Below are 16,270 nucleotides of genomic sequence, written 5' to 3' on the forward strand. Positions count from 1 at the left end.
CTTAGTCAGCCAGCGTTGTCTTAATTTCCGCCCCGCTTTCCAGCGTCTTGTGGACCGGGCACCTGTCGGCAATCTCCAGCAGTCTGGCCCGCTGCTCTGCGTCCAGATCACCGGTCAAATGAATTTCGCGATGGAACTCGTCGATCTTTGATGGCCCGCCCGCATCTTGCGCGTGCATTGCGTTATGGGTCACGTCCACATGAACGGAGGCCAGTGGCCATTTTTTACGCCGCGCATACATGCGGATCGTCATCGACGTGCACGCGCCGAGACCGGCAGCCAGCAAACCATAGGGCGTCATGCCTTTGTTGGTGCCGCCATAGGCGAGTGGTTCATCGGCGTAGATATGATGTTTTGGCCCTGCATTGACGTCCTGCAGATACCCGTCGGGATCCGCCTCTGAGACACGTACAACACCTTCGGGTGCGCCGATGGGCGGTGCAGGCTGACGCAGGTCCAGATACTTTGAGGCCCACGCACTGATGACATCAGCGGCGTATTCCGCATCTTCGGGGCGTGTCACCAGATGATCGGCGTCGCAAAGTGTCACGAAGCTCTTGGGATGTTTGGCATGCAGAAAAATCTGGGTCGCATTTTCGATGCCGACGGTTTCATCCTTGGGGGCATGGAGCACAAGAAGGGCTCGCTTCAGCCCCGCGATTTCGCCTTCAAGCTGTTCTGCCGCGACGTCCTCGACAAACCCTTTGCCGATCCGCATGGGACGTCCGCCCAGCATCACCTCACCCACGCCTCTCCTGGTGATTTCCGGAAGGGCATCCGCGAAATTATGGGTGACATGACCGGGGTCGAACGGAGCGCCAATCGTTACAACCGCCTTCGCCGATGGGATCTGCCGTGCGGCCTTCAAAATCGCGGCACCCCCAAGGGAGTGACCGATCAAAAGGGTCGGCGCTTTCCCTGCATCCGCCAAATGTTTTGCCGCCAGAACAAGATCCTCGACATTCGAGGTGAAGGTCGTGTTCTCAAACTCTCCGCCGGAATGACCCAATCCCGTAAAATCGAAACGCAGGACCGCAATCCCCATGCCTGCCAGTCTGGCCGAGATGCGCTTGGCTGCCGGGATGTCCTTTGAGCACGTGAAACAATGGGCAAAGAGCGCTGTGGCCAAATGCGGGCCGTCCGGCAGATCAAGCCGGGCCGCCAGTGCTTCGCCCGAATGTCCCGTAAACGTCAGTCGTTCCATGCCCATAGTGCAGGCCTTTCTATAATGTGATGCACACCATGCTCATCTGACGGCGCGCAAACAACCCGTGTGTCACAGCCGTAACGGGATGGTGAAAATTCATGACCGTCAAGCGGCGATATGTTGCAATCGATCAGACTTGAGATCGCGATCATGCTATTGTGTGATGGGCGCACAGAAGTTCGAAAATGCGCGATTGGACGGGAGAAGATGATGACGCAGTATCCGGTTGATATGAGTGTATCGCCCGAGGTGAAGGCCTTCTTCGACGAAGCGACCAACACGATCAGCTATATCGTAGCCGATCCTGAGACGAAGGCCTGCGCCGTCATTGATAGCGTTATGGACATTGACTACGCAGCCGGTCGCATCACTTACGACCACGCGAACGCAATGATCGCGCATATTCAGAACAACAACCTGACGTTGGAATGGCTGATCGAAACCCATGTCCACGCGGATCACCTGTCCGCCGCGCCTTACATTCAGGAAAAGCTGGGCGGCAAGATCGGCATCGGTCGCAAGATCACGGTGATTCAAGATGTGTTCGGCAAGATATTCAACGAGGGCACTGAGTTTCAGCGTGACGGCAGTCAATTCGACGCGCTCTTTGACGACGGCGACACGTATCAGATCGGCAAGATGACGGCATTTGCAATGCACACACCGGGACACACACCGGCCTGCATGGTTCATGTCATCGGGGATGCGGCCTTTGTCGGAGATACGCTGTTTATGCCGGATGGAGGGTCTGCCCGTGCCGATTTCCCGGGCGGCGACGCGGGCGAACTTTACGATTCCATTCAGAAGGTTCTGTCCCTGCCCGACGAGATGCGTCTCTTCATCTGTCACGATTACGGGCCCGGTGGACGTGATATCATGTGGCAAACCACGGTGGCAGAAGAGAAATCTAACAATATCCATGTGGGCGGCGGTAAGACTCGGGAAGAGTTCGTGAAATTCCGCACCGAGCGTGATGCGCAGCTTGCGGTGCCCAAGCTGATCATCCCGTCCTTGCAGGTAAACATGCGGGCGGGCGAGGTGCCGCGCGATGACCAGGGGAACCCTGTTCTGAAGGTTCCGCTTAACGGTCTTTGATCAGGTGAATTTTCGGAACAGCTTTGTCTGATCGAACATATCTTCCAAGCGCTCCATGCGGTCGAGGGTGCTGTCCCAGTTGATATCCTGAACCGCGGCAATCACGGTCTCGATCAACAGCAGCGTGGTCGCGGCAGAGTCCCACGCGGACGGCACGACAATCCGCGTACTAAAGCAAATATCCGCGTAAGCATGAACGGGGGAGCGCCACTGATCGGTGAACAAAATGATTTTCGCGCCTTTCTCGCGGGCCATTTCCGCCAGTTTCAGCGTGTTGCTCTCGTATCGCCGGACGTCGAAGATCACGAAGACATCCTCTGCCTTCACGTCGAGAAGATAGTGGGGCCATGTATTGGTGGTCGACTGAATGTAGCTTACGTCTTGCCGGATGACCTGCATGTGCAGGAACAGGTATTCGGCCATAGTGTGCGTGATCCGTCCGCCCACGATGTGAAGCCGCCTGTCTGTGTCGCCCAGTAATGCACAGGCGGCGTCGAACTCGGCTGGTTCAATTTGAGCAAGAGAGTGCCTTATGTTGTCGATCACAGCCTCGGTGAAGCGGTTCAAGACATGGCCGGACGGCGCGCCTTCGGCCCATGTGTCATGGCGCGCCATGGGCGTTTTGCCCTTCGCCTTTAATTCTTCCCGCAGTGCTGTCTGGAAGTCAGGATAACCCTTGAACCCCAGCTTCTGCACCATCCGTGCGACGGTTGGAGCGGACACATCCGCGTCTTTGGCAAGGACCGAAAGAGAGCCCAATCCGGAGGCCGGGTAGTTCTCAAGGATCGAGTGAGCGAGCTGCCGCTCGGCGCGGGTCAGTTGATCCAACTGGTTCTGAATGCGATCTGCGATGGTCAGCGCGTTATCGGGCACAAGCGTGGTTGCCTTATTTTTGGTTATTTTCTTTCAGATAAAATATGTCTGAATGAAATTTTACAGTATTTTGTTGACAGAATGTATTTCGCGCAAGACGTTTGTTCAGGAAGGGGACCTGATGACGGCGCGGACAACACCAGCGGATCATATGATGGACGGCCTGCCGGGTTTCGTTGTGAACCCATCCGCGTCCGGTCCAATTGTCTTGGTCTGTGAGCATGCCTCCCACTTCATTCCTGATGCTTATGACGGGCTTGGTCTGCCGGAAAACGCCCGCCAAAGCCATATCGCGTGGGATCCCGGCGCGTTCGAGGTCGCGGTTCTGCTGTCCCATCAGTTGGATGCCGTGCTCGTTGCGGGTGGCATCTCTCGGCTTGTCTACGATTGCAACCGCCCGCCGGAAGCGCCCGATGCCATGCCCGCGCGGAGCGAAATGTTTGACGTTCCGGGCAACATTGACCTTCCCGACACAGACAAGGCTGTGCGCGTCGCTGCCATCTACGCGCCATTCCGGACCGTTGTGGCAGAAGCCTTCAAGGCAGCCAGTCGGGATGTCTTGGTCACGATCCACAGCTTTACGCCGATCTACCGCGGGCAGCCGCGCGCAGTCGAGATCGGGGTGTTACATGACGCTGACGCACGTCTTGCGGACGCAATGCTGGACCGATGTACAGCGCATACAAAACTGACGGTGAAGCGCAATGCGCCCTACGGGCCGGAAGACGGCGTAACCCACACATTGCAAGTGGACGCTCTGCCAACCGGACGCCTGAACGTGATGATCGAGATCAGAAGCGATCTTATCGAAACGTCTGATATGCAGGCTTCCGTTGCCGATATGCTTGGGGGCTGGTTGAAGGACGCTGTTGGATCCATCAACGCCCATGCGGAGGCCAAATGCTGAGCATCGTAAGGGGGTTCATCGCCGTCATCGACGCGATCAACTATCGGATCGGACGGATCGTAATGTACGGCATCTTCGTTTTGATGGGCATTCTCTTGTGGTCTTCCGTGTCGAAGACCTTCTTCCTGCCGTCTCTCTGGACGCTCGAAATGGCCCAGTTCGCCATGGTCGCTTATTACATCCTCGGCGGACCATATTCGATCCAGATGGGGTCGAATGTGCGGATGGATCTGCTCTATGGCGGCTGGTCGTTGCTGCGGAAGGCGTGGTTTGACCTGCTGACGGTGCTGTTCCTGATGTTCTATCTGGCGGTTCTCTTGTTCGGCGCGCTCAGTTCCACCGCCTACTCCCTCGGCTATTGGGGCGGCGCACCCTTATCGTTTTTCGCGGGGCTTCTCACCGGCGCTGAAGAGGTCGGCCGAATGGAACAAAGTTCCTCCGCGTGGCGACCCTACCTTTGGCCGATCAAGGCAATCATGATCACAGGCATTTTCTTGATGCTCCTGCAGTGCCTGTCCGAGCTTCTGAAAGATGTGTTGCGATTAAAGGGCGAAACGGTCTGATGCCCTATGAGATGATCGCCACGCTGATGTTCGCATCCATGATGCTGATGCTGCTGACCGGGCAGCGGGTGTTTGGGGCGATTGGCTTTGTCGCTGTGGTTGCGGCACTTCTGCTTTGGGGCGATCGGGGTGGCTACGATCTTGGCTTCGCGGCGGCCATGAAGCTGATGAAATGGTATCCACTGCTGACGCTGCCGATGTTCATTTTCATGGGGTACGTGCTGTCTGAAAGCAAAATTGCCGACGATCTCTATAGGATGTTCCATGTCTGGATGGGCGGCCTGCGTGGCGGTCTGGCCATTGGAACGATCGGGCTGATGGTTCTGATCTCTGCGATGAATGGTTTGAGCGTGGCCGGCATGGCCATTGGTTCGACCATCGCGCTGCCTGAGTTGCTGAAGCGCGGTTATGACAAGCGGATGGTCACCGGCGTCGTGCAAGCGGGGTCTTCGCTGGGCATTCTTGTGCCGCCCTCCGTTGTTCTGGTCCTTTACGCGATGATCGCACGCCAGCCCGTCGGTCAGCTGTGGCTCGCAGGGGTCGTGCCGGGGCTGATGATGGCAGCGATGTTCATTGCCTATATCGTGATCCGATGCCGCGCCAACGCCGCGTTGGGACCGGTTCTGTCAGAGCAAGAGCGTAACATTCCGATGTCAGAAAAATTGCGACTCTTGCGAGCAGGGATCCTGCCCGTGGCGATCTTTGCGACGATGATGGTGCCATTTGTGAACGGCTGGACGTCGCTGGTCGAAAGCTCTGCCATTGGGGCGCTGGCGGCGTTTCTGGCCGCCATCCTGAAGGGACGGATGACGCGGGGCGTCTTTGAGAATTCAGTGCGCAAGACGCTGGGGATCACCTGTATGTTCATGTGGATCATTCTTGCCGCCTTGGCGTTCGGCGCAGTCTTTGACGGTCTCGGCGCCGTTAAGGCCATCGAAAGCCTATTCACCGAGCAACTGAACCTCAGCCCATGGGCCATCCTGATCCTGATGCAACTCAGCTTCATCCTGATGGGGACGTTTCTGGACGACACCGCGATGCTGGTGATCGTCGCACCGCTTTACGTGCCATTGGTGGGTGAGTTGGGGTTTGATCTGATCTGGTACGGGATCCTCTACACGATCACCACGCAGATCGCCTACATGACGCCGCCCTTTGGCTATAACCTTTTTCTCATGCGGGCTATGGCACCGCCCGAGATCACGTTGCGCGACATTTATTCTTCCATCACGCCGTTTGTTCTGGTGATGGTTCTGGCCCTTGCCTTGGTGATGATCTTTCCGGGCATCGCCACATGGCTGCCGGGGTATGTCTATGGAACTTAACAAGAAAGAGAGCCCGAGCAGACGGGCCGAACCTCATCCAACATAAGGAGCGTAAAGATGACCACAAGACGTAAGTTTATTCAGGGGGCGGCCGTTGCGCCCGCCGCGGGACTTGCCGCGCCAGCCCTCGCGCAGGGCACCATCACCTGGCGCCTTCAGACCTATGCCGGTGCGGCGTTGGCCGAACATGTAATCAAGCCTGCGATTGACAGCTTCAACAAGATCGCGGGCGATCAGATGCAGATCGAGCTCTACTTTGCCGACCAGCTTGTCCCCACGGGCGAGTTGTTTCAGGCCATGCAGCGCGGCACGATTGACGCCGTTCAATCCGACGATGACAGCATGGCATCGCCCACGGATGTAACAGTGTTCGGCGGCTACTTTCCGTTCGCTTCCCGCTATTCGCTGGATGTGCCGGTGTTGTTCAACCAATACGGACTGAACGAGATCTGGGACGAGCAGTACTCAGCCCTCGGTGTAAAGCACATCAGCGCGGGCGCTTGGGATCCGTGCCATTTTGCGACAAAAGATCCCATTCGCAGCTTGGCTGATCTGGAAGGCAAACGGGTCTTCACCTTCCCAACGGCGGGTCGCTTCATGAGCCAGTTCGGTGTCGTCCCGGTCAACCTGCCTTGGGAGGATATCGAGGTCGCGGTTCAGACCGGCGAGTTGGACGGCATCGCGTGGTCCGGGATCACCGAGGACTACACCGTCGGCTGGGCAGATGTGACAAACTACTTCCTGACCAACAATATTTCAGGCGCATGGGCCGGGTCGTTCTTTGCGAACATGGAACGCTGGAACGAACTGCCCGAGAACCTGCAGGAACTTCTGCGCATGTGCATGGATCAGTCGCACTACTATCGCCAGTGGTGGTATTGGGGCGGCGAGGCAAGCTTGCGGGTGGAAGGTACGAAGATGGAACTGACCACCATTCCCGATGATGAATGGGCGACCGTCGAGACCGCAGCGCTTGAGTTCTGGGAAGAGATCGCTGCCGAAAGCGATGTGAAACGGCGGGTCGTGGACATCCTGAAGCAGTACAATGCGACAATGGAAAAGGCGGGGCGGCCCTACCGCTACAGCTAAGATACTTTTGATCGGGGGCTGTTTCTGCGGCCCTCGATCCACCCAAAGTGAAAGACCTCTGACATGCCCGGCACTCTGAGCTTTGACGATCTAAAATCCCGTGTCTCTGATGGCAGCATCGACACGGTGCTTGTTTGTCTGGTGGACATGCAGGGGCGGCTGATGGGCAAGCGGTTCCACGCCGCGAATTTCATCGAAATCTCTTACGATGAAACCCATTGCTGCAATTATCTGCTGGCCACGGATCTGGAGATGGCTACGCCGGATGGCTACGCCTCGACCAGCTGGCAATCGGGCTATGGCGACTACGTGATGAAGCCTGATCGGGAAACGATCCGACCCGTGCCGTGGCTTGAAGGCACGGCGATGGTCCTCTGTGATGTCTTGGACCATCACACGCATGACCCGGTGCCGCATGCGCCTCGGGCGGTTCTTAAAAAGCAGATCGCTCGGCTGGAGGCTCTTGGGTTCACCGCCATGATGGCGACTGAGCTGGAGTTTTTCCTGTTTGAGCGCAGCTTTGATGCCTTGCGCAAAGACGGCTACCGAAACCTTGATCCGATCAGCGGATACAACGAAGATTACCACATTCTCCAGACCACTAAGGAAGAGGTCGTGATGCGCCCGTTGCGCAATCACCTCTACGCCGCTGGCCTGCCCGTCGAAAATACGAAGGGCGAGGCCGAAGCCGGGCAGGAAGAGTTGAACATCCGCTACGCCCCGGCGCTGGATTGCGCCGACCATCATACAATTGCGAAACACGCTGTTAAGGAGATCGCTTGGCAGGCTGGGCATGCAGCAACGTTCCTGCCAAAGTGGTCCGCCGACCGGGTCGGCAGTTCCAGCCATGTCCATCAGTCGCTTTGGAAGGACAAAATCGCGCTGTTTCAGGACAGCGAGGATCCTTTGGGGATGTCTGATTTGATGAAGCACTATATGGCAGGGCTGATCGCCTATGCGCCGGAGTACATGGTTTTCCTGGCTCCCTATGTGAACAGCTACAAGCGCTTCGCCAAAGGGACATTTGCACCCACTAAAACCGTCTGGTCCGTGGACAATCGCACCGCGGGGTTCCGGCTGTGCGGTGTGGGAACCAAGGGCGTGCGGGTAGAATGCAGGATCGGTGGATCCGACCTGAATCCCTACCTTGCGCAGGCTGGGATGCTGGCTGCGGGTATAAAAGGCATTGAAGACAAGATGGAATTGGCGCCCGCAACCAAGGGGGACGTGTATGAGGATGCCGACGCACAGGAAATTCCGCGCACCCTGCGTGCGGCAACGGAAACACTGCAAGGCTCTGCGATGTTGCGGGCGGCGATGGGGGATGACGTGATCGACCACTACACCCGTGCAGCAGAGTGGGAACAGGAAGAATACGACCGCGCCGTGACCGATTGGGAAATCGCACGCGGCTTTGAGAGGGCTTGAGCCATGATCCGTTGTATCTCGCCAATTGACGGCTCCGTTTATGCGGAGCGTGAAACGTTGTCTTTCGGTGACGCGCAATCTGCCGTGACCCGCGCGCGCGCGGCGCAATCCGAATGGGCGGCGCAGTCCCTCGCGGACCGTATTGCCCGTGTCCGGGAAGGCGTCGCGAATGTTGGCGCGATGAACGACGAGATCGTGGAGGAACTGGCGTGGCAGATGGGACGTCCGATCCGATACGGCGGCGAGTTTGGCGGCTTCGAGGAGCGCGCCACCCATATGGCCGATATCGCCGCCGAAGCACTGGCGCCTATTCAGATCGAGAACAGCGCTGCGTTTCGCCGGATTATCAAGCGGGTCCCGCATGGGATTGTTCTGGTCGTGGCCCCTTGGAACTATCCCTACATGACGGCCATCAATACGGTGGCCCCCGCGCTGATTGCGGGGAATGCTGTGATGCTCAAGCACGCCTCCCAAACCCCGCTGGTGGGCGAACGGATGGCGCAGGCGTTTCATGACGCGGGTATACCTGAAGAAGTTTTCCAGAACGTTTTTCTGGATCACCAGACCACTTCGGATCTGATCGCGCGCAGATCATTCGACTTTGTCAATTTTACCGGGTCTGTTGAGGGCGGCAAAGCGATGGAACAGGCCGCAGCTGGCACGTTTGCGAGCATGGGGTTGGAGCTCGGCGGAAAAGATCCAGGCTACGTTATGGATGACGCGGATCTGGATGTCGCGGTCGATACGCTCATAGACGGGGCCATGTTCAACTCGGGCCAATGCTGCTGCGGCATCGAGCGCATCTATGTGGTTGAGAGCCTGTTTGATGCGTTCGTTGAGAAGGCCGTCGCGCTGGTCAATACGTATAAGCTGGGCAACCCACTCGACCCCGAAACAACCCTTGGTCCTATGGCACAGGCGCGCTTTGCCGACCATGTTCGCGCACAAACGGCCGAGGCCATTGCGGCGGGGGCGACGGCTCATATCGACACCACGCTGTTCCCGCAGGACGGAGGTGCGTACCTGATGCCGCAGATCCTGACAAATGTGGATCACTCCATGCGTGTTATGCAGGAAGAAAGTTTTGGACCGGTCGTGGGGGTAATGCCCGTCAAGGGCGACGCTGAGGCAGTTCAGCTGATGAACGACAGTAGCTACGGCCTGACCGCATCCCTTTGGACAAAGGACGTCGCGCGGGCGGAGCGGATTGCAGATCAGATCGAGACGGGGACCGTCTTCATGAACCGCGCGGATTACCTTGATCCGGGCCTGTGCTGGACCGGTTGCAAGGACACGGGCCGCGGCGGTGGGTTGTCCATGATCGGTTACCACACCCTGACACGCCCGAAATCCTACCACCTGAAGAAAGCCTGAGCCCATGTCCCTGATTGCTAACTGGTCTTACCCAACCGCCATTCGCTTTGGGGCAGGGCGGATATCGGAGATCGCCGACGCGTGCGCGACTGCCGGGATGAAGAAGCCATTGCTGGTGACCGATAAGGGGTTGGCCGACATGGCAATCACCCGGCAGACTTTGGATCTGATGGAGGCGGCAGGACTGGGCCGCGCGATGTTCTCTGATGTTGATCCCAATCCAACCGAGCTCAACGCTGACGCCGGGATCGGCGCTTTCAAGGATGGCGTCCACGACGGAGTGATAGCATTCGGCGGGGGCTCCGGGCTTGATCTGGGCAAGCTGGTTGCGTTCATGGCGGGCCAAACGCGGCCGATTTGGGATTTTGAGGATATTGGCGATTGGTGGACCCGCGCGGATGCGGACGCCATTGCGCCCATCGTGGCTGTTCCCACTACGGCTGGCACCGGGTCCGAGGTCGGGCGGGCCAGTGTTATCACCAACAGCCAAACTCACGAGAAGAAGATCATCTTCCATCCCAAATTTTTGCCGAGCGTTGTGATTTGCGATCCCGAACTGACCGTCGGAATGCCCAAGATGATTACGGCAGGCACGGGCATGGACGCTTTCGCCCATTGTCTGGAGGCGTATTGCTCGCCGCACTATCATCCCATGTCCCAAGGCATTGCGTTGGAGGGGATGCGGCTCGTGAAAGAAAACCTTCTTGTGGCGTATCACGAGGGCGGCAACCTCGAGGCGCGCGGGCATATGATGTCAGCGGCTGCGATGGGTGCGACCGCGTTTCAAAAGGGTCTGGGCGCGATCCACGCGTTGTCCCATCCTGTTGGCGCTGTCCATCACACGCACCACGGCACGACCAACGCGGTCGTTATGCAAAATGTGTTGTCCTTCAACAGGCCTGCCATTGACGCGCGGATCGAACAGGCTGCGCATTATCTTGGGATCGAGGGCGGGTTTGACGGGTTTTATACCTATGTCGGCGATTTAATTGCGGAACTCGGCATTCCGAAGACGTTGACCGGTCTTGGCGTCCGGGATCCCGACGTTGAAGCGCTGGTGGCCTCAGCCCTGCGGGATCCAAGTTGCGGCGGCAATCCAATTGAGATGACCGAGACAAACACGCGAGAGCTTTTGCTGGCCTGTCTTTAGGACACATAACATCAGCAAAGATCTGCGCGTCAGGAAAAAGAGTTCTGTCAGTTTGTCTTGGCTCAAATCGGATGCCTCCGGGGATCTGTTAAAATGGGGCATGGACACACTCACCCACCTCCGCAAGCTTGGCCTTTTTAGCGCGCGCGTGCCGCGCTACACGAGCTATCCCACCGCACCCGTGTTCTCGACCGCAACAGGTGCCTCTTTCCAAACGAAATGCATGGAACGGCTGGATCCGTCAGAACCCGTTTCCGTCTATGTTCATATCCCGTTTTGCGAAAGGCTCTGCTGGTTTTGCGCATGTCGCACGCAGGGGACGACATCGCTTGCACCGGTTGAGCGGTATGTGGATGCGTCGATCGCCGAACTCGACTTGTGGCGCGATGCGCTGCCGGAGGATCTGCGAATGGGGCGGCTGCATTGGGGGGGTGGCACGCCCACGATTATGACGCCCGCGATGATCCATAAGCTCGGTGCGGCACTCAGGGCGGCGTTGCCAGCGGCGGCGCCGTTCGAGTTTTCTGTCGAGATCGATCCGACCGCTGTGGATGCCGCAAAGATCGCTGCGCTGACGGCGGAGGGAATGACACGTGCGAGCATAGGCATTCAGGATTTCGCGCCAGAAGTCCAAGGAGCCATTGGCAGGGAGCAGTCTTTTGAAGCCACGCAGCGCTGTGTTGATATGCTGCGCGATGCCGGGATTACCTCACTCAACACGGATCTGGTTTACGGCCTTCCGCATCAGACCGAAGAAAGGCTCGCCGAAACCATTGAACAGGTGCTGGCGCTGAATGCTGACCGGATCGCGCTTTTTGGCTATGCGCATGTGCCAACGATGGCAAAACGCCAGACGCTGGTGGATGAAACCGCACTGCCTGACGACGAAGCACGGTTTCATTTGGCGAATTTTGCGGCCCTTCGGTTACGCAAAGTCGGGTTTGAGCAGATCGGCATTGACCATTTTGCACGACCTGACGACAGCTTGTCCGTTGCCAAGCGGGCCAAGAAACTCAAGCGTAATTTCCAAGGCTATACGGACGACACGTGCCCGACGCTTTTGGGTCTTGGGGCCTCTTCGATCTCACGCTTCAGGCAAGGGTATGTCCAGAATGCATCCGCGACAGCTGCGTATCTCAAGCGGATTGACGCAGGGCAACTGGCCGGCCACCGTGGACATTTCCACACCGCCGAGGACCGGTTGCGCGGTCGCGCGATTGAGATGCTGATGTGCGAGTTTCACATTGATCTGGACATCCTCGAAGAGGAGTTTGGCGCAATGGTCTCGATCCTCGGTCCGATCCATGACGCCGTCTTGCGAAAGTTTCCAGGCTTGGTCAGCTTACGCGAACCTGTGTTGGCAATCGCGCCGCAAGGTCGTCCGTTGGTGCGCATGATCGCTCATTGCTATGACGCCTACACGCCCTATGGGGTAAACTATTCCAAAGCGTCCTGACGCTTGGCGGCGCTTGGCTCAGCGCCGTCCCTAGAAAGGCCTGCCAACTGGGTTTCTATGCGGTCCAGCCGGGACAAAAGTTCGGTCCGGTGATGGGCGGTTTCGTCCACCGCCTCACGGCCGCCGACCTCTTGCATCGAATTGACGATCAGACCGACAAGCAAGTTCACGATCGAGAACGTCGTAACCAGGATAAAAGGGACGAAGAACATCCAGGCTTGCGGATGGACCTCCATGACCGGACGTACAATGCCCATGGACCAGCTTTCCAGCGTCATGATCTGAAACAACGAATAGGCCGATGCTCCAAGCGAGCCGAAGAACTCTGGATGGGAGCCCCCGAAGAGCTTCGTTGCGATGACCGAGGCCACGTAGAAAATGATGCTCATCAGGATGACGACTGATCCCATGCCCGGTAAGGCAGAGACGAGACCTTCCACCACTTTCCGCAAGCTCGGAGACACCGAGATAACCCGCAGCAGACGCAAGATGCGCAGCGCTCGTAGCACCGAGAGACCCTGACCGGTTGGCAGCAGCGCAATCGCGACGATCGTAAAATCGAAGAGGTTCCAGCCATTTCTGAAGAACCGTGTGCCACGCGCAAACAGCTTCAGACCGATCTCTGCCACAAAGATCGCGAGGCAGAGATTGTCTAGTAAAATCAGGAGACTGCCGAACTGATCCATCAGGGTTGCAGATGTCTCCATCCCCAAAATGATCGAATTGAACAGGATTACACCCAGAATAAACCGGGTGACAAACGGCGTATCAAGCCACTGGTCTACCTTGTCACGAAATGTCATGACCGTCTTTGCTTGTGGCCTCTTGCGGGGTGGATCTCACCGTTTCAGGCTCTGCCACCATGTCGTCGGGCCGACGCCACATGGGTACGCCAGTGCGCAAGGCTGCACGTCCGATCATATGGCCTGCAATGGGGGCTGTCAGAAGAAGAAAAACGACGATTGCCACGACGCGCAGAATGATGGGACCTTCAGCGAAATGAATCGCGACGCCCAACATGATCAATCCCGTGCTCAACGTACCGACCTTTGTGGAGGCATGCATACGGATCAGGATGTCCGGTAACCGCAAAAGACCGACTGATGCAATGATCGCGAAGAGTCCGCCGAGAAGAAGGAAGAGGCCAACAATGACGTCTATCATGACGCTTCCTCTTTCGCCGACAGCCGCTTCTTGCGGCGCTCAGCAAACCGGGCCAGTGCGGCCGTCGCAAGAAAGCCCACAAGCGCCAGAACCAATGCGACGTCCAGAAAGGCCTTGTCGTTTGATTTGATCGCCGCCAGCCCGCAGAACGCGATAATCGCGACGGTCATCATGTCCAAAGCCACCACGCGGTCTGGCAGACTTGGTCCGCGCGCCAACCGGATAAACGCGAGGGCGACCGCAAGGATCACCATTCCGAAGCTGAGATCGACGGCGAGTGTCAAAAATTCGGTGCCTGTCATCAGTCCTCTATTGCCTCCCGCACCCAGCGTTCCATTCCGTTCTTCAACTGCTGACGGATCTCGTCAGGGTCATCGGCAAACATTGCATGGACAAGCAACGTTTTCTTATCGTCTGACACGTCAATGCTGAGCGTTCCTGGTGTCAGCGAGATCAGGTTGGTGACCAGCAGGATGCCCGCATCGGTCTTCACATCAAGCGGTACGTCGATCAGCATCGGTGTCGCCAGATGGCGGGGCGTTAGCACGTCCCAGATCACCTGAACGCTCGAGACGACAAGTTCGTAATGAAACATTACAACCAGCCGCACCCAATAATAGACCCGTAAGAAATAACGATCTGTTCCGCCGATCAGCGGCTGCAGAACCCATAGGATGACGTAGCCCAACACGAAGCCAGTGAAGAGCGTGAATAGGCTGAGACTACCCGCCAATGCGGCCCAGCAGGCGGCCAAGAGGATATTGGTCGTGAACGTGTTCATTCGGACCCTCCCAAAACGGCGGTGACGTAGGCGGTGGGATCGAGAAGCTGAGCCGCCGAGGCCTCGGCAAGCGCAACGAACGGTTGCGGGAAGAACCCGATGATGATCGTCAGCGTCGCAAGAAATCCAACGGGCAGCAAGAGCGCTGCGCGCGTGGGCCCGTCCAGCTTGTCCGGTGTCGGATCGATGCCCTCTGGATGTTTCTTCCAGAACGCCTCTGCCCAGATTTTCGTCATCGAATAGATCGTAAGCAGGCCCACAGCCAACGCAACGCCAGCAAGGATCCACGCTTCAACCTCAAGCGTCGCTTGCACCAGAACGTATTTCGCCCAGAACCCCGACAGGGGCGGGAAGCCCGCGAGTGAGAAGGCCGGGATCAAAAACAGAACCGCCAGCAGCGGCGCGGATTTATAAAGTCCACCTATGCGGGACAACTCGGTTGACCCCGTGAGCCTTTGGGCGATGCCCGCGATCAGGAAGAGGTTGGCTTTCACGACGATGTGGTGAACCAGATAGAACACAGCACCGACCAGTGCGAGCGGGGTATAGAGCGCGAGGCCAAGGATCATGTAGCCGATTTGGCTCACGATGTGGAACGATAGGATCTTGCGGAAATCACTTTGAGCCGCCGCGCCCAAGACACCTGTGATCATGGTGAGGGCCGCAACCCAAAGCAGGATCTCATGGGTGAAACCGATGTCATGATCAAAGACCAGCGTGAACATGCGGATCAAGGCGTAGACGCCAACTTTTGTCAGCAAACCAGCAAAGACTGCGGATACCGAAAACGCCGGGGTGTGGTAGGCCGCAGGCAGCCAGAAGAACAAGGGGAACAGCGCCGCCTTCACGCCAAATGCGATCATGAACATGACCGCCACAACGGTCAGCAACCCCTTGTTCTCAACCTCTTCGACGGCGAGTGAAAGATCGGCCAGGTTGAGCGTCCCCGTCATCCCGTAAAGCAATCCAATCCCGCTGAGAAACAGGATGGTCGAGACAAGATTGAGGGTGACGTATTTGATGCCCCCGTCGATTTGCTCCTTCCGCCCGCCAAGGATCAACAGACCAAAGGACGAGATCAGCATGACCTCGAACCAGACATAAAGATTGAACAGGTCACCGGTCAGGAACGCGCCGACGACCCCAGCGATCAGGACATTGAACAGCGCGTGATAGCCCAACATCTCCATCCGGCGGTCAATATCTGCGAGCGCATAGACCGATACCGCAAGCGCGGTGATTGCTGTGATAACGACCATGATCGCGCTGAGCAGGTCGGCCACTAATGTGATCCCAAAGGGCGCAGGCCAGTTTCCCATCTGTCCGACGACGACGCCTGCGCGCAATGTCTCCAGCATCAACGAGCCTGCCGCAATCAGCAGGAGCGCTGAGCCGACGACACTGACCCACCGTCCCGCTGGGTTGGCGCGCAACAAAAACGCGGCGACAGCCGTCAGGAAAGGCAGAACAAGTGGAAGCGTTAAGGTCCAGCTCACAGCAGCGGATCCCCTTTCGGTTCTGCGACGCGCATCTCTTCGGAATTTAGGGTGCCGAGAGTTGTGTAGGCGCGGAAGATCAAAACGAGCGCGAATGCAAAAAGACCGAAGCCAATCACAATTGCCGTCAGCACCAGCGCTTGAGGTAGGGCATTTGCCGCGTCGGCTGCTGGTAGGTTGGCGCCTTCTGGGATCAGGGGAGGAACGCCCTCAGTCAAGCGGCCCCCGGTAAAGATGATTAGGTTGGCGGCGTTAGAGATCAGAACCAGCCCAAAGATGAAACGCAGCACGTTTCGCGCCAGCATCAAGTAGACGGCGGCGGCAACAAGCGCGCCGATGGCGATCGCAAGTAGAGCTTCCAC

17 protein-coding genes are annotated in these 16,270 nt (G+C 57.6%); 9 read left to right on the top strand and 8 right to left on the bottom strand.

Translation table 11 applies throughout. From position 1 onward, the window contains the following. Position 1: 1 nt before the first annotated feature. Positions 2–1,210 (bottom strand): bifunctional alpha/beta hydrolase/OsmC family protein, encoded by a 1,209-nt coding sequence (locus KIN_RS06065; protein WP_159805024.1) that lies wholly within the window; start codon positions 1,208–1,210, stop codon positions 2–4. Between the two features lie 207 nt (positions 1,211–1,417). On the opposite strand from KIN_RS06065, the gene KIN_RS06070 reads away from it, so the two are divergent. Continuing rightward, a complete protein-coding gene (locus tag KIN_RS06070; protein WP_159805025.1) occupies positions 1,418–2,302 on the top strand; it encodes an MBL fold metallo-hydrolase in 885 nt (294 codons plus the stop codon). Here KIN_RS06070 and KIN_RS06075 read toward each other — a convergent pair whose 3' ends face one another. Continuing rightward, positions 2,303–3,175, bottom strand: a complete 873-nt coding sequence (locus KIN_RS06075; protein ID WP_159805026.1) for a MurR/RpiR family transcriptional regulator — start codon at positions 3,173–3,175, stop codon at positions 2,303–2,305. Between the two features lie 121 nt (positions 3,176–3,296). On the opposite strand from KIN_RS06075, the gene KIN_RS06080 reads away from it, so the two are divergent. The 8 genes from KIN_RS06080 to hemN all read left to right on the top strand — a co-directional run bounded on the left by KIN_RS06080 (position 3,297) and on the right by hemN (position 12,467). Continuing rightward, positions 3,297–4,082 (top strand): N-formylglutamate amidohydrolase, encoded by a 786-nt coding sequence (locus KIN_RS06080; protein WP_243144824.1) that lies wholly within the window; start codon positions 3,297–3,299, stop codon positions 4,080–4,082. Then, on the top strand, positions 4,076–4,645 hold the full coding sequence (locus KIN_RS06085) for a TRAP transporter small permease subunit (RefSeq protein ID WP_159805027.1): 570 nt from the start codon (positions 4,076–4,078) through the stop codon (positions 4,643–4,645). Before KIN_RS06080 ends, KIN_RS06085 begins: the two co-directional genes overlap by 7 nt. Next, positions 4,645–5,970 carry a TRAP transporter large permease gene (locus tag KIN_RS06090; protein WP_159805028.1) on the top strand — a complete coding sequence of 442 codons (1,326 nt, stop codon included), beginning with the start codon at positions 4,645–4,647 and terminating at the stop codon, positions 5,968–5,970. Before KIN_RS06085 ends, KIN_RS06090 begins: the two co-directional genes overlap by 1 nt. Before the next feature lie 57 nt (positions 5,971–6,027). Further along, positions 6,028–7,059 (top strand): TRAP transporter substrate-binding protein, encoded by a 1,032-nt coding sequence (locus KIN_RS06095; RefSeq protein ID WP_159805029.1) that lies wholly within the window; start codon positions 6,028–6,030, stop codon positions 7,057–7,059. A gap of 63 nt (positions 7,060–7,122) precedes the next feature. Beyond that, complete coding sequence (locus KIN_RS06100; RefSeq protein ID WP_159805030.1) at positions 7,123–8,487, top strand: glutamine synthetase family protein; 1,365 nt, start codon at positions 7,123–7,125, stop codon at positions 8,485–8,487. Positions 8,488–8,490: 3 nt separating this feature from the next. Continuing rightward, on the top strand, positions 8,491–9,861 hold the full coding sequence (locus tag KIN_RS06105; RefSeq protein ID WP_159805031.1) for an aldehyde dehydrogenase family protein: 1,371 nt from the start codon (positions 8,491–8,493) through the stop codon (positions 9,859–9,861). Positions 9,862–9,865: 4 nt separating this feature from the next. Beyond that, on the top strand, positions 9,866–11,011 hold the full coding sequence (locus KIN_RS06110; RefSeq protein ID WP_159805032.1) for an iron-containing alcohol dehydrogenase: 1,146 nt from the start codon (positions 9,866–9,868) through the stop codon (positions 11,009–11,011). Between the two features lie 100 nt (positions 11,012–11,111). After that, positions 11,112–12,467: an oxygen-independent coproporphyrinogen III oxidase gene (hemN, locus tag KIN_RS06115; RefSeq protein ID WP_159805033.1), complete on the top strand. Its 1,356-nt coding sequence runs from the start codon at positions 11,112–11,114 to the stop codon at positions 12,465–12,467. Here the strand turns inward: hemN and KIN_RS06120 are convergent. The 6 genes from KIN_RS06120 to KIN_RS06145 are packed head-to-tail and all read right to left on the bottom strand — an operon-like array spanning position 12,449 to position 16,270. Beyond that, positions 12,449–13,270: an ion transporter gene (locus KIN_RS06120; protein WP_159805034.1), complete on the bottom strand. Its 822-nt coding sequence runs from the start codon at positions 13,268–13,270 to the stop codon at positions 12,449–12,451. The genes hemN and KIN_RS06120 overlap by 19 nt on opposite strands. Continuing rightward, positions 13,257–13,631 carry a monovalent cation/H(+) antiporter subunit G gene (mnhG, locus tag KIN_RS06125; RefSeq protein ID WP_159805035.1) on the bottom strand — a complete coding sequence of 125 codons (375 nt, stop codon included), beginning with the start codon at positions 13,629–13,631 and terminating at the stop codon, positions 13,257–13,259. The genes KIN_RS06120 and mnhG overlap by 14 nt, the downstream gene beginning before the upstream one ends. After that, entirely contained in the window at positions 13,628–13,933 is a 306-nt protein-coding gene (locus KIN_RS06130; protein ID WP_159805036.1) for an MrpF/PhaF family protein, read from the bottom strand. The genes mnhG and KIN_RS06130 overlap by 4 nt, the downstream gene beginning before the upstream one ends. Next, on the bottom strand, positions 13,933–14,412 hold the full coding sequence (locus KIN_RS06135; protein WP_159805037.1) for a Na+/H+ antiporter subunit E: 480 nt from the start codon (positions 14,410–14,412) through the stop codon (positions 13,933–13,935). The genes KIN_RS06130 and KIN_RS06135 overlap by 1 nt, the downstream gene beginning before the upstream one ends. Continuing rightward, the gene (locus tag KIN_RS06140) at positions 14,409–15,908 is read right to left on the bottom strand and encodes a Na+/H+ antiporter subunit D (protein WP_159805038.1); all 1,500 of its coding nucleotides are present in this window, start codon (positions 15,906–15,908) and stop codon (positions 14,409–14,411) included. The genes KIN_RS06135 and KIN_RS06140 overlap by 4 nt, the downstream gene beginning before the upstream one ends. Next, on the bottom strand, positions 15,905–16,270 hold the full coding sequence (locus KIN_RS06145; protein ID WP_159805039.1) for a Na+/H+ antiporter subunit C: 366 nt from the start codon (positions 16,268–16,270) through the stop codon (positions 15,905–15,907). The genes KIN_RS06140 and KIN_RS06145 overlap by 4 nt, the downstream gene beginning before the upstream one ends.

Origin of the sequence: Litoreibacter roseus (genome assembly GCF_009811795.1) — a bacterium.
Taxonomy (GTDB): Bacteria; Pseudomonadota; Alphaproteobacteria; order Rhodobacterales; family Rhodobacteraceae; genus Litoreibacter; species Litoreibacter roseus.

Coding starts and splice junctions, on each gene's coding strand:
- KIN_RS06065 (WP_159805024.1), bottom strand. CDS start 1,210: ATGGGCATGGAACGACTGACGTTTACGGGACATTCGGGCGAAGCACTG.
- KIN_RS06070 (WP_159805025.1), top strand. CDS start 1,418: ATGACGCAGTATCCGGTTGATATGAGTGTATCGCCCGAGGTGAAGGCC.
- KIN_RS06080 (WP_243144824.1), top strand. CDS start 3,297: ATGACGGCGCGGACAACACCAGCGGATCATATGATGGACGGCCTGCCG.
- KIN_RS06085 (WP_159805027.1), top strand. CDS start 4,076: ATGCTGAGCATCGTAAGGGGGTTCATCGCCGTCATCGACGCGATCAAC.
- KIN_RS06090 (WP_159805028.1), top strand. CDS start 4,645: ATGCCCTATGAGATGATCGCCACGCTGATGTTCGCATCCATGATGCTG.
- KIN_RS06095 (WP_159805029.1), top strand. CDS start 6,028: ATGACCACAAGACGTAAGTTTATTCAGGGGGCGGCCGTTGCGCCCGCC.
- KIN_RS06100 (WP_159805030.1), top strand. CDS start 7,123: ATGCCCGGCACTCTGAGCTTTGACGATCTAAAATCCCGTGTCTCTGAT.
- KIN_RS06105 (WP_159805031.1), top strand. CDS start 8,491: ATGATCCGTTGTATCTCGCCAATTGACGGCTCCGTTTATGCGGAGCGT.
- KIN_RS06110 (WP_159805032.1), top strand. CDS start 9,866: ATGTCCCTGATTGCTAACTGGTCTTACCCAACCGCCATTCGCTTTGGG.
- hemN (WP_159805033.1), top strand. CDS start 11,112: ATGGACACACTCACCCACCTCCGCAAGCTTGGCCTTTTTAGCGCGCGC.
- KIN_RS06120 (WP_159805034.1), bottom strand. CDS start 13,270: ATGACATTTCGTGACAAGGTAGACCAGTGGCTTGATACGCCGTTTGTC.
- mnhG (WP_159805035.1), bottom strand. CDS start 13,631: ATGATAGACGTCATTGTTGGCCTCTTCCTTCTTCTCGGCGGACTCTTC.
- KIN_RS06130 (WP_159805036.1), bottom strand. CDS start 13,933: ATGACAGGCACCGAATTTTTGACACTCGCCGTCGATCTCAGCTTCGGA.
- KIN_RS06135 (WP_159805037.1), bottom strand. CDS start 14,412: ATGAACACGTTCACGACCAATATCCTCTTGGCCGCCTGCTGGGCCGCA.